This is a genomic window from Enterobacter sp. R-25 (assembly GCF_049913205.1).
Lineage (GTDB): Bacteria > Pseudomonadota > Gammaproteobacteria > Enterobacterales > Enterobacteriaceae > Enterobacter > Enterobacter ludwigii.
The window spans coordinates 636,640-649,168 of record NZ_CP183982.1 but is presented as its reverse complement, the minus strand read 5'-3'; the positions used below and the strand labels follow the sequence as shown (position 1 = coordinate 649,168).

Genomic DNA, 12,529 nt, shown 5'->3' with positions numbered 1-12,529 from the left:
TACCGGGGCTATGTGGGGCCAGTTTGAAGTTATGTGAAGTGACGGTGAAGTGTCAGCGTGGCTTTCACGCCGCCTTCTGGCTGGTTATGCAGAGCAATGTCCCCCTGATGCAGACGCGCCACCTCCTGCACGAATGCCAGACCCAGCCCGCTGCTTTTCAACCCGTTCTCGCGAGGGAGCGAGTAAAAACGTTCAAAAATACGCGCCATGGCATAGTCCGGGATCCCGCTTCCGCTGTCGCTTACGGTAAGCCGAATCTCGGTTGGCGTCTCCTCGGCAGCCAGCTGAAGCGTCCCGCCCTGTGGAGTAAAATCGATGGCGTTATCCAGCAAATTGCCCAGCGCCTGTTCAAGCAGCTCGGGGTCGCCCTGCACCTGCAGCGACGTGGGCTGGCAGGTCAGGATGATATTTTTCGCCGTGATAACGGCGGAGCGTGAATCCGCAAGCCGTGAAAACAGCGTGCTGATACTCACGCTCACCGGCTCTATCTCTACCCGGTTTTCAAGACGCGCCTGAGAGAGCAGTTTTTCCACCAGCGACTGCATACGCGCGTTTTGCACCAGAATATTATCGATAAACCGCGCGGCCACCGCCGGCGGCGGCTGCTCATTAAGGATCTCTGCCGCGCCGCGGATCGCCGCCAGCGGGCTTTTGAGTTCGTGAGTAAGCGCATGCACATAATGCTCAATGTAATTCTTACCCTCGAGGCGAATGCGCATATTTTCCAGCGCCTGCGCCAGCTTTCGTAGCTCACTGCTGCCGGGGTTAGGCAGCGGGAGAGGCGTGTCCGTGGTCACCGCATCGGCGTAGCGCGACAATCTGCCAATGGAACGATTGATCCATCCCGCCACCAGCAGACCAATCAGCAGGGCAATGCCGAGCAGCGCCCCACCCGCCCACAGGATCCGCCGCTCGCTACGGTGAATAACCGGTGCCATGGCGCTGTTAGGTTTTCCGACCGACAGCACGCCGATAATGTTGCCCCTGTCCATTACCGGTGCGGCAACATACATCACCGTACTTTCCGGATCGTCAGGGTTGCTCTGGGTGCTGCGCGCGCCATATTCCCCGCGAAGCGTCAGCCAGACGTCATTCCAGCGGGAGTAGTCTTTTCCTACCGCCAGGCCCGCCGAATCAAACACCACCTTGCCCGTGGCATCGGTCATGTAGACGTGGTACTCGTTGCGGACTTTATGAATGCCGCCAATGTTGGCGCGAAACGGCCGCTGATGGAGCCGTGAAAAGGCCTGAGCCAGCTGGCCCTGCTGCGGATCGCCTGCGAGCAGGTCGTCTCGCCCCACTTCCGCCAGCAGGGTCGCGGTGTCAATCAGCGTGCCTTCGGTGGCTCTGCGCACGCCGGGCTTGACCTCCTGCACGAAGATAGACAGCACAAACCACGCGGCGATAGCGACAATCAGGAAATAGCCCAGCAGCAGACGCATGCCAATACGCATTAATAAAGCCCCAGACTGTAACCCATCCCGCGATGGGTACTGATGGGCGAAAGCCCGTCATTGACCGCGCGCAGCTTGGCGCGCAAGGTTTTGATATGCGTATCCACGGTACGATCGAAGCTATCGCCGTCTTCGCCCCACACTTTGTCCATAAGCTGCTGGCGAGAAAAGACCCTGCCCGGCGCCTGCAGCAATGTTTTGAGCAGCAGGAATTCGTAGCGCGTGAGCGGTAAAGGCTCCCCATACCAGCTGATTCTGGCGGCGGGTTCATTCAGTTCAAACTGCCCGATACGCACGATCTCGGTGGGGGCGGTGGATTTTTGTAACCGCCGTAGAATAGTCCTCACCCGGGCACAGACTTCACGCGGGGAGAAGGGTTTAGCGACATAATCATCCGCGCCCATCTCCAGTCCGAGCAGCTTATCCACCTCGTCACTTCGCGCCGTCAGAAACAGGATCGGCAGTGACGGATGCTGCGCCAGAAGCTGACGGCAGAGTTCAAAGCCGCTGATGTCAGGCAACCCGACATCCAGAATCGCCAGCGCGGGGACCTGCCGCCGCGCCTCTTCCAGTACCGGTAACCCACGCCCGAAAGCCTTCACCGCAAACCCCTCCTGCTGAAGCATGTAGAGTAGCGTGTCGGCGATACTGATTTCGTCCTCAACCAGCCAGACCAGAGGTTGCTGCATGATTCATCCCTGAATTAGTGCCATGGCATGATCGGCACGGCGCTGATGGCGTTTTTCGGTGAGCCTTCAACCACTTTGTCGGAATAGGCCAGATAGGCGAGCGTGTTGCGTTTGGCGTCATAAAAACGCACCACCTGCAGCTTTTTAAACACCAGCGAGGTCCGTTTCTGGAAAACAACGTCGCCCTGCGCTTTGCCGTTTTTGATTTTGTCACTCAGCTCCACAGGACCGACCTGCTGGCAGGAGATTGCCGCATCGGAGGTATCTTCAGCCAGCCCAAGCCCGCCTTTAATGCCCCCGGTTTTCGCCCGACTAACGTAGCAGGTGACGTTTTTCACGTCCGGATCGTCAAACGCCTCCACCACAATCTTGTGGTCCGGGCCGAACACTTTGAAAACGGTATCGACAGAACCAATCTGTTCCGCCTGCGCGGCGTGCCCCACCGTCAACATCAGGGCAGTGAAGATCAAAGTCTTGTATTTCATATTGTTACCATTTTTAAGAATTACGCTGAGCGATTATTCAACACTGTAGACAAAAATGTAGCAAGATCACAGGATTAGAATATATTCACCCAAAACGAGGAACAAAAGGCATTAATGCGCAAAAAAAACACTGAATGCTAAAACATCAAAAAATGCTATTATCCGCTAACCTGTTATCAGGCACCTGCTGTTTTAAGGATGAGGATAGTATATGGATCAGGCTGGAATTATTCGCGACCTGCTCACCTGGCTGGAAGGTCATCTCGACCAGCCTTTGTCACTGGATAATGTGGCGGCTAAAGCAGGCTATTCCAAGTGGCATCTGCAAAGGATGTTCAAGGATGTCACCGGTCATGCTATCGGGGCCTATATCCGCGCACGTCGTCTGTCAAAATCAGCGGTGGCATTACGCCTGACCGCGCGGCCGATTCTGGATATTGCACTGCAATATCGTTTCGACTCGCAGCAAACCTTTACCCGCGCCTTTAAAAAACAGTTCTCGTTAACGCCAGCGCTCTATCGCCGCTCGCCTGACTGGAGCTCGTTTGGCATGCGTCCGCCGCTGCGTCTGGGCGAGTTTGCAATGCCGAAATATGAATTTATCACCCTGCCAGAAACGCACCTGATTGGTACGACGCAAAGCTACTCCTGTTCGCTGGAGCAGATTTCCGAATTCCGTCATCAGATGCGCGTTCAGTTCTGGCGCGACTTCCTGAGCCATGCACCGGCGATCCCGCCCATCCTGTATGGTCTCAACGAAACGCACCCAAGCCAGGAAAAAGACGACGAGCAGGAGGTGTTCTACACCACCGCGTTAACGCCAGAGCTGGCGAATGGCTATATTCAGGGTTCAAAGCCCGTGGTGCTGGAAGGCGGCGAATACGTGATGTTCGCTTATGAAGGGCTGGGAACGGGTGTACAGGAATTTATCCTGACCGTTTACGGAACCTGCATGCCAATGCTGAACCTGAATCGCCGTAAAGGTCAGGATATTGAGCGCTACTATCCGGCAAGCGATGCTAAACCGGAAGAAGGCCCAATCAATCTGCGTATGGAATTCTTAATTCCGATACGTCGTTAACGCTGAAGTTCGTCAAGTGCAGGGGCATCAAGATGCGAAATGTCCCCTGCCATCTCTACGACCCAACCTGACGCCAGCCACGCGCTTTCCTGATAGTCGATACGGGAAATAGAGCAGTTGCGCAGACGCAAACGGCGCTCTGCATACGCAGGTAACCCCAGAATCGTGCTCACCAGGCAGCCCAGCGCAATACCGTGACTCACCAGCAGCGGACGGCTCCCGGCCGGAAGCTTCAGGCATTCCGCCAGCGCGGCATGCATGCGCACGCTCAGCTCCTGCATGGATTCGCCTTCCGGAATACGGCCATCTTCGGTGCCGTTGACCAGCGTGCGACGCCAGCCCTCTTCCGTTTCCGTCAGCGTATCGATATGCCGTTTTTCCAGCACGCCCATATCCAGCTCGCGCAGACGCGGCTCGATCATGACATCACAACCACAGGCATCGGCAATGATGCGCGCCGTCTGCTGTGTGCGACCTAAGTCGCTGGTGATAACATGCGTAATGCCCAGCGTTCTGGCGCGTTCTGCCACCTGCCACGCCTGCTGCACACCCTTTTCAGTAAGAGGACTGTCTGACTGGCCTTGAATACGTCGCTCGGCGTTCCACTGCGTCTCACCGTGGCGAACAAGGTATACCTGTAACATGCTTTTTTTCCGTTATACTGCGATGAGTTTTTTTTGAATCGAGCTTAATTATGCACCATGTTGTCTCTGCTACCACCAATCCTGCCAAAATTCAGGCAATTCTAAGGGCATTCGAAGAGATTTTCGGCGAAGGATCCTGCCATATTGATGCCATCGGCGTCGAGAGCGGCGTGCCTGAACAGCCGTTTGGCAGCGAGGAAACGCGCGCTGGCGCACGAAATCGCGTGGCAAACGCCAGGGCTGCCGCACCGGATGCTGACTTCTGGGTGGCAATTGAAGCGGGTATCGACGAAGGCGCGACGTTCAGCTGGGTGGTCATCGAGAACCGTGAACAGCGTGGAGAAGCGCGTTCAGCAACCCTGCCGCTGCCAAAAATCATTCTGGAAAAAGTGTCCGCGGGTGAAGCGCTCGGGCCGGTGATGTCTCAGTACACCGGCATCGATGAAATTGGCCGCAAAGAAGGCGCGATTGGCGTCTTTACCGCTGGCGCGCTGACGCGTTCAGGCGTTTACCACCAGGCGGTGATTCTGGCCCTGAGCCCGTTCCATAACGCGATTTATCGCTGAGCGCCCAGCAGCACAGACTCCAGCCACTGACGCAGCTCCACCGGCGCGGATTTCAGGCTGTTCGATCCGCGGGTGATCGTCGCGATACCCGCGCCCAGCTCATTTTTAAGCTCACGCTGGCTCATCTCACCGCGCAACAGCTCTTCGATGATCCGCACGCGTGTGCCCAGGGCTTCACGCTCATCCGGCGTCAGCATCAGCTGCAATAAAGGCAAATGCAGATCCTGGTCGTAAGACTGGCGGAGCAACTCCACAAAACGAAGCCACTCCTGATGACGTTGTTCGGCCATTGCCGAGGAATACGGGGAATGCTGGGTCATGTTATGCCGCCTGTTGTACTCATTAACGAGTACAGCATAACACAACCCGCCCCATCAGTAACGTCTCTGCCACTCAGCATCGCTCATCAGGGTATCTTTTTGTCCCATGAAATAGCGATAGTAGGCGTCATAAGCCAATACGTTCTTCACATAGCCGCGGGTTTCCGAGAACGGAATACTTTCCACAAACGCGACGGCGTCAATGCGCCCGGCGCTGTTGCCAAGCCAGGTGCGCACGCGGCCCGGGCCTGCGTTATACGCCGCTGAGGAGAAGATGCGGTTATTGCCGAACTGCTGATAAACATACTGCAGGTAGCTGGTACCGATGTTGATGTTGGTCTCCGGATCCAGCAGCTGTGACGGGCTGCTGTATCCCGGGATGTTAAACATCTTCACCGTGTGCGTCGCGGTTCCCGGCATCACCTGCATCAGGCCGCTGGCCCCGACCGGGGAACGGACTTTCGGGTTCCACGCACTCTCCTGACGGGCAATGGCCATGGCGTAGCTTTGCGGAATGTCTTTACCTCTGGTGTAGCGCTCAAACAGATCTTTATAGGCCAGCGGGAAACGCTCTTCGAGATGATCCCACAGCTTGCCGGCGATCGTTGCCTGCACGCTCAGATCCCACCAGTGGTTATCAAAGGCATAGCGGGCAAGCTGTGCCTTCTCATCGGTCGTACGGCTGGTCACCAGATTCGCCCATTCGCTACGGGCGGTATTGTCCATGTTCCAGTACATCAGCTCGCGAACGCGCGCCATTTCTGGCCCCTGAGTCAACGCCGGGTTGGCGTTAGCAGGGGCTTTATCAATGCGGAACGTGTACTCCTCACCCAGACGCTGCGCGGCCGCCATCGGATAGAACCCACGCTGCTGCATCAGCGCATGAAGGATCTCTTTGGCTTCATCGTCACGCCCGCGCTCCATCAGCAGATCCGCCTGCCAGTAACGCCATTCGTCTTTCTCTTTGGCGTCCATTGGCAGACGCGCAAGCCAGGTATTCAGCCCCCGGCGATCGCCCGTCCCCAGCGCCATACGCACGCGGCGCTCCACCAGCGACGTGGAGTTCGAACGCATAATCGCATCGTCTCGCCAGCGCGCCTGCTCGTCGGTTACATCGGTGCTCATCAGTCGCCACGCCACAATGTCGCGCAGCTCCTGAGTTTGATCTTCATTGAGCTGCTGCGCCTGCACCAGCTGCGGGATCATCAGCCGCGCATTTTCCACGTCGTCACGCGCCACGCTGGCAAAAGCCACCGCGGCCATCTGGCGGGTAAAATCGGTCGCGCCGGTGCTGCGGGCAAAGGTCAGTACGCTGTTCGGATCGTTCGCCAGGGCGATGACGGCGGTTGAGATCGTCTGATAATCAGACGGCATTTGTCCCGCAAGCGTGGTAACCAGCCGCGTGTTTCCGGCTTTCATCGCCAGGCGAATACGTTCAAGGTACGCCAGCGGATCCTGCTTACCTGACGCACGCCATGCGCCAAAGAGGGAATCACAGGCATTTGGCTGGCTTTTTCCGGTCAACCACAGATCTTTCGCGCCCGCCCAGGCCTCTTCCTGCTGTCCGGTAACCCACTTCGCATAGTAATAGTTACACTGGGCTTCGGTGGTGTTCGGTTTTTCCGGGCTAAACGCCAGCAGCCCACGCCAGTCTTCACGACGTGCCAGCTCGTTCACAAAACGAGACTGCAGCGTTCGCGCGGGCGGCAGCGTCGGGTTCGCCTGAATAAAGTTATTCACGGTGACCGTGGGTTGATTCATGAGATCGTCAGTGATCTGCCGATACTCCAGATACGGATAGAGTGGATACGCTTTTAAGGTCGGCATCAGCGCCTGCACGGTATCCATCTGCTTATTGTCCCACGCCTGTTTAATCTGGGCGTAGCGATTACGTTGTTCATCCAGTGAATCGGCATGCACCGCCTGGCTTGCCGCCATCACGCATACGCTGGCAGCCAGCAGACGCCAGACCACCTGTTTGGCTTTTCCCACAAGCTCTTCCTCATTGTTTTTTCGTCAATTGCAGCGTCTTGCCACGTCAAAGTCTAATTAACTTATGCTAACCAGGCATCCTGCAACGCGCCACGTCGCGGACACTTTTTTACCTTTCTTGCGCGTTTTAACACTCCCGACGTTCCTGGCTGGGATTAGGACGGGAAAAAGGCTACACTTCGAGGCTGATATTCTTTCTCATCACGATAAAAGAGGCGAAGTCCAACGTGGCTCAATTCGTTTATACCATGCATCGTGTCGGCAAAGTTGTCCCGCCGAAACGTCATATTCTTAAAAATATCTCGCTGAGCTTCTTCCCGGGCGCAAAAATCGGTGTTCTGGGTCTCAACGGTGCCGGTAAGTCCACCCTGCTGCGCATCATGGCCGGCATCGATACAGACATCGAAGGTGAAGCCCGTCCGCAGCCTGGCATCAAAATTGGCTACCTGCCGCAGGAGCCTCAACTCAACCCGGAACACACCGTTCGTGAATCCGTTGAAGAGGCGGTTTCTGACGTCGTTAACGCACTGAAAGGTCTGGATGAAGTGTATGCCAAATACGCTGAACCGGATGCGGACTTCGATAAACTGGCCGCTCAGCAAGGCAAGTTTGAAGAGATTATCCAGGCGCATGACGGCCACAACCTGAACGTGCAGCTCGAGCGCGCCGCTGACGCCCTGCGTCTGCCAGACTGGGATGCGAAAATCGCGAACCTCTCCGGGGGTGAACGCCGCCGCGTGGCGCTGTGCCGTCTGCTGCTGGAAAAGCCAGACATGCTGCTGCTCGACGAACCGACCAACCACCTGGATGCGGAATCCGTGGCATGGCTGGAGCGTTTCCTGCACGATTTCGAAGGCACCGTTGTGGCGATCACCCACGACCGTTACTTCCTCGACAACGTTGCAGGCTGGATCCTGGAGCTTGACCGTGGTGAAGGCATTCCATGGGAAGGCAACTACTCCTCCTGGCTGGAGCAAAAAGACCAGCGTCTGGCGCAGGAAGCCTCTCAGGAAGCCGCGCGTCGTAAGTCTATCGAGAAAGAGCTGGAGTGGGTTCGTCAGGGCGCTAAAGGCCGTCAGTCTAAGGGCAAAGCCCGTCTGGCACGCTTTGAAGAGCTGAACAACACCGAATACCAGAAACGTAATGAGACCAACGAACTGTTTATTCCGCCTGGTGCACGTCTGGGGGATAAAGTGGTTGAAGTCACCAATCTGCGTAAGTCTTATGGCGATCGCCTGCTGATTGACGACCTGACCTTCTCCGTACCGAAAGGTGCCATCGTGGGGATCATCGGTCCGAACGGCGCGGGTAAATCCACCCTGTTCCGCATGATGTCCGGTCAGGAACAGCCAGACAGTGGTTCAATCACTCTGGGTGAAACCGTGAAACTGGCTTCCGTTGACCAGTTCCGTGACGCCATGGATAACAGCAAAACCGTGTGGGAAGAAGTCTCCGGTGGCCTGGATATCATGCGTATCGGTAACACTGAAATGCCAAGCCGCGCTTACGTTGGCCGCTTTAACTTCAAAGGCACCGACCAGGGTAAACGCGTGGGCGAGCTCTCCGGTGGTGAACGTGGTCGTCTGCACCTGGCCAAACTGCTGCAGGTTGGCGGTAACGTGCTGCTGCTCGATGAACCGACCAACGACCTGGACATTGAAACCCTGCGCGCACTGGAAAACGCCCTGCTGGAGTTCCCGGGCTGTGCAATGGTTATCTCGCACGACCGTTGGTTCCTTGACCGTATCGCAACCCACATCCTGGACTACCAGGACGAAGGGAAAGTGGAGTTCTTCGAAGGTAACTTCACCGAATACGAAGAGTACAAGAAACGTACTCTGGGCGCGGATGCGCTGGAGCCGAAACGTATTAAGTACAAACGTATCGCGAAATAAATGTAAAACGGCAACGTCAGTTGCCGTTTTTTTTGTTTGTTCCTACACCCTGTGAGTGACGCACCGTTCACCCACCCACGTAAAACCGCTTCACCTCATCACACTGCATCGCAAAGTCGATATAACGCATCAGCGCCGGCGAGTTCAGCTTGCGGCTCGGGTAAGCCAGCCACAGATCGTTCCCCTCGACGTTCCACTCCGGCAGCACCTTCACCAGCGCGCCCTTTTCAACCTTATCCTCAAGCAAAAAAGCGGGAAGCAGCGTGATCCCGGCGCCGGCGATGGCACATTCGCGCGCATACACCAGATTATCCGTCAGATGGGCGTTATCCGGCAGATAACGGTAATCCTCACTTTCGCTTTGCAGCAGCCACTCAGACCACGCCTTGTGGGTAATACAGCGGTGTTCCACCAGCTGCCGGGGATGCGTCAGCGGCTCCCGGCGCGCCAGGTAAGCCGGTGAGGCCAGCATATAACGCGGGCAATGACCGATCATACGGCCAATCAGGGAGGAGTCCTGCGGCTTACCGGTACGCAGCGCCACGTCAAAACCTGACTCGACCAGGTCGAGCACGTCGTCAGAAATGGACACGTCAAGCGAAACGTCCGGATAGCGGAGCTGGAACTCCGCATTCAAATGCGCCAGCAGCGTCGCGCCGATCCCGGCCGGGCAGGTGATGCGCAGCCGACCGCTGGGGTTTTCACGCAGCCGCTGAATGGCGTACTCCGCCCGTTCACTTGCCGCCAGCATCTCACGGCAGTGAACCAGATAGTGCTCGCCGGCGAACGTCAGGTTCAGCCTGCGCGTAGTACGATTGAGCAAGCGGATCCCCACCTGCTGCTCAAGCTGGCTGATTCGCTGGCTGACGCTGGATTTCGGCAGCTCAGCTTTCTGCGCCGCCGCGGTAAAGCTGCCCAACTCTGCCACCAGCGCAAACAGCGCCATATCCTGAAGTTGTTTAAACATGATTGTTCATCCTGCACGAACACTTCGTTCTTAATTGTCCATCTTATCACGCGACTGAGCACTTAATAGACTAGTCTCAACAACACGCTTTCCCTAAAGGAGCTCACCATGTCAGTTAAAGCCATTGCCGTTAATCCAGACAGTCCTGCTGATTTCATTGAAATTACCCAACCGATGCCGCAGCCCGGCGAGCACGATCTGCTGGTTGAGGTAAAAGCCGTTTCCATCAACCCGGTCGATACCAAAGTTCACGCGGGCATCGTCAGAAGCGGCCTGACGGAACCACGCGTTCTCGGCTGGGACGCCAGCGGCATTGTGAAAGCCGTGGGTGCAGGCGTTAGCGGTTTTAAACCGGGGGATGAAGTGTGGTACGCGGGCGATATTACCCGCCCGGGCAGCAATACCACCCATCAGCTGATCGATGCGCGCATTGTCGGGCATAAGCCGGTAAGCCTCGGCTGGGCTGCCGCAGCCGCCTTGCCGTTAACCGCCCTCACCGCCTGGGAAGGATTGTTTGAACGGCTGAATATCCAGGATGCCGGCCCGGACAAAACGCTGCTCATTATTGGCGGCGCGGGCGGCGTAGGATCGCTGGCGATCCCGTTTGCGAAACATCGCAGCAACGTGAAGATCGTCGCGACCGCCTCGCGGGAAGATTCTGCTCAGTGGTGTCGCGATCGCGGTGCCGATCACGTGGTGAATTACCGTGACCTGAAAGGTGAACTGGCTAAACAGGGCCTGACGTTTGTGGATTACATTTTCATTCTCAATGATACCGACGGCCACTGGGATGCCGTCAGTGAACTGATCGCACCGCAGGGGCATATCTGCTCCATCGTTGAGAACGCACATCCGCTGAACCAGGATAAGCTGAAATCCAAATCCGCCGCGCTGCACTGGGAGTTTATGTACACCCGCAGCATGTACCAGACCGCCGACATGGCGCGTCAGGGCGAGATCTTAAACGAGGTTGCGAAGCTGGTGGATAACGGCGTGGTGGAAAGCTCACTGAGCGAAACGCTACACGGGCTGAGCGTCGAAAGCATCACCGAAGCGCACCGAAAAGTGCTGGACGGGCATATGCGTGGCAAAGTGGTGGTTGAGTATTGAGGGGGGGGTTCCCCCTCACACCGGCCCTCTCCCTCAGGAGAGGGTTAGGATGAGGGAATTACCCCTGCTCCCCCATCATCTCTTTCACCAGCTCTACGCAGCGCAGGAAACGGCTGTCGTAATCTGACTCCTCCACATGCACAAACTCCACGTTATTTTCGTGCAGCATGTCGATGAGCATGCTCTGGAACTCTTTTCTGTCGACGGAACTGCCGAGGCTGCGGATCCCGTCGGCAACCCACGGGGTATTGTTTTCGAGCAAAATCACCAGGTCAAAGCGGTATTCGTCTATCAGCGCCTGCACAAACGGATGCTCGCGTCCCTCGTATTTTTTGCAGAACGCCTGGGTGGTGACGAAATCGGTATCAATGAAGGCCACTTTATTGGCGTATTTCACCGCGAAATCAATGTACTGCGCATGACCGAGCGCGATTTTATCGTAGTCGGAGTACTGCAACGCCATCTCGTCACCGCCCAGATGTGAGAAGACGTAATCACGCCCGTACTCCCACGCACTGGTGGTGTTAAAGATGTTGGCCAGCTTGTTGACCAGCGTCGATTTCCCGCTCGACTCGCCGCCCAGAATCGCAACAGTGCGCACAAAGAACGGTTTTACCTCGGTTGGGATGTAATCCCAGTAGCGGAACGGGTTTTCGCGGATCAGCGCCCCGCTGATGTTCATAAAGGTACGCTTTGGATCGATCAGCACGGTTTCAATGCCCAGATGCTCGCGGAACTGCGGCGCATCGGACTCTTCAGAGGTGTAGATCCAGTTCGGGGTGATCCCTTTTTCGTCCATGAACGCTTTGACGCCATTGCTCCACACATCCCAGCCGTGCGGATACGGCTCCATGCCCTCTTCATTAAAAGCATGAATACGAATGTTTTTCTGGTACTTAAAGGTCTGCAGCAGCCAGCGCAGGCGATCCGGCACGGTTGGCTGCTGCGACATGGCGCTGTCCTCGAACAGCTGACGGTCGCGGGTTTCATCGTAACCCATGATGATATGCAGCTCGTCCACCTGGCTACAGGCACGCTGGATAAGATAGATGTGCCCGGTATGCAGCGGGTAAAACTTGCCAAATACCACGCCGACGTTCTTTTGCATACGCGGGAATTCAAGCCCCAGAAAGCGGTGCAACGCTTCCAGCTTTTGTGCGCTGGGGCTTTTGATTTTGGCGTTCAGCAGTTGGCTCAGGTAGCCTTTGGTCATGCCGCTGGCATCCGCCACCTGCTGCAGCGTGCAGCCTTTCTGGCGGATTGCGGTCTTGATGTAGTCAAATGATGACATAAATTACGGTGCCTCCTGCAAAATCGAATACGTAA

Annotated in this window: 12 protein-coding genes; 4 read left to right on the top strand and 8 right to left on the bottom strand. The window is 56.4% G+C overall.

All coding sequences use genetic code 11. The features are described from left to right. Nucleotides 1-29: 29 nt before the first annotated feature. Genes creC through creA form a run of 3 tightly spaced genes read right to left on the bottom strand, consistent with a single transcriptional unit; the run spans nt 30 to nt 2,628 of the window. The gene (creC, locus tag ACN9MQ_RS03110; RefSeq protein WP_059306845.1) at nt 30-1,454 is read right to left on the bottom strand and encodes a two-component system sensor histidine kinase CreC; all 1,425 of its coding nucleotides are present in this window, start codon (nt 1,452-1,454) and stop codon (nt 30-32) included. Further along, entirely contained in the window at nt 1,454-2,143 is a 690-nt protein-coding gene (gene creB, locus ACN9MQ_RS03105; RefSeq protein WP_044857571.1) for a two-component system response regulator CreB, read from the bottom strand. Before creB ends, creC begins: the two co-directional genes overlap by 1 nt. Nucleotides 2,144-2,157: 14 nt before the next feature. Next, nucleotides 2,158-2,628, bottom strand: a complete 471-nt coding sequence (gene creA, locus ACN9MQ_RS03100) for a protein CreA (protein ID WP_014168552.1) — start codon at nt 2,626-2,628, stop codon at nt 2,158-2,160. Nucleotides 2,629-2,839: 211 nt separating this feature from the next. Between creA and robA the strand changes: the two genes are divergently transcribed. Beyond that, on the top strand, nt 2,840-3,709 hold the full coding sequence (gene robA / locus ACN9MQ_RS03095) for an MDR efflux pump AcrAB transcriptional activator RobA (protein WP_014168551.1): 870 nt from the start codon (nt 2,840-2,842) through the stop codon (nt 3,707-3,709). Here robA and gpmB read toward each other — a convergent pair. Next, nucleotides 3,706-4,353, bottom strand: coding sequence for a 2,3-diphosphoglycerate-dependent phosphoglycerate mutase GpmB (gpmB, locus tag ACN9MQ_RS03090; protein ID WP_014168550.1), 648 nt, complete (start codon nt 4,351-4,353; stop codon nt 3,706-3,708). The genes robA and gpmB overlap by 4 nt on opposite strands. 50 nt (nt 4,354-4,403) lie before the next feature. Here gpmB and yjjX point away from each other — a divergent pair, with 50 nt between their 5' ends. After that, entirely contained in the window at nt 4,404-4,919 is a 516-nt protein-coding gene (yjjX, locus tag ACN9MQ_RS03085) for an inosine/xanthosine triphosphatase (protein WP_014168549.1), read from the top strand. Here the strand turns inward: yjjX and trpR are convergent. Further along, entirely contained in the window at nt 4,910-5,239 is a 330-nt protein-coding gene (trpR, locus tag ACN9MQ_RS03080) for a trp operon repressor (RefSeq protein ID WP_020885267.1), read from the bottom strand. The two genes, yjjX and trpR, sit on opposite strands and share 10 nt — an antisense overlap. 54 nt (nt 5,240-5,293) lie before the next feature. After that, the gene (gene sltY, locus ACN9MQ_RS03075) at nt 5,294-7,231 is read right to left on the bottom strand and encodes a murein transglycosylase (protein ID WP_020885268.1); all 1,938 of its coding nucleotides are present in this window, start codon (nt 7,229-7,231) and stop codon (nt 5,294-5,296) included. Nucleotides 7,232-7,458: 227 nt separating this feature from the next. Between sltY and ettA the strand changes: the two genes are divergently transcribed. After that, nucleotides 7,459-9,126: an energy-dependent translational throttle protein EttA gene (gene ettA, locus ACN9MQ_RS03070; RefSeq protein WP_014168546.1), complete on the top strand. Its 1,668-nt coding sequence runs from the start codon at nt 7,459-7,461 to the stop codon at nt 9,124-9,126. Between the two features lie 67 nt (nt 9,127-9,193). On the opposite strand, the gene ACN9MQ_RS03065 is transcribed toward ettA, so the two are convergent. Beyond that, nucleotides 9,194-10,093 carry a LysR family transcriptional regulator gene (locus ACN9MQ_RS03065; protein WP_020885269.1) on the bottom strand — a complete coding sequence of 300 codons (900 nt, stop codon included), beginning with the start codon at nt 10,091-10,093 and terminating at the stop codon, nt 9,194-9,196. Nucleotides 10,094-10,201: 108 nt separating this feature from the next. Between ACN9MQ_RS03065 and ACN9MQ_RS03060 the strand changes: the two genes are divergently transcribed. After that, complete coding sequence (locus ACN9MQ_RS03060; RefSeq protein ID WP_020885270.1) at nt 10,202-11,203, top strand: zinc-binding alcohol dehydrogenase family protein; 1,002 nt, start codon at nt 10,202-10,204, stop codon at nt 11,201-11,203. Nucleotides 11,204-11,261: 58 nt separating this feature from the next. Here ACN9MQ_RS03060 and nadR read toward each other — a convergent pair whose 3' ends face one another. Continuing rightward, a complete protein-coding gene (gene nadR, locus ACN9MQ_RS03055; protein WP_014168543.1) occupies nt 11,262-12,494 on the bottom strand; it encodes a multifunctional transcriptional regulator/nicotinamide-nucleotide adenylyltransferase/ribosylnicotinamide kinase NadR in 1,233 nt (410 codons plus the stop codon). Nucleotides 12,495-12,529: the final 35 nt, after the last annotated feature.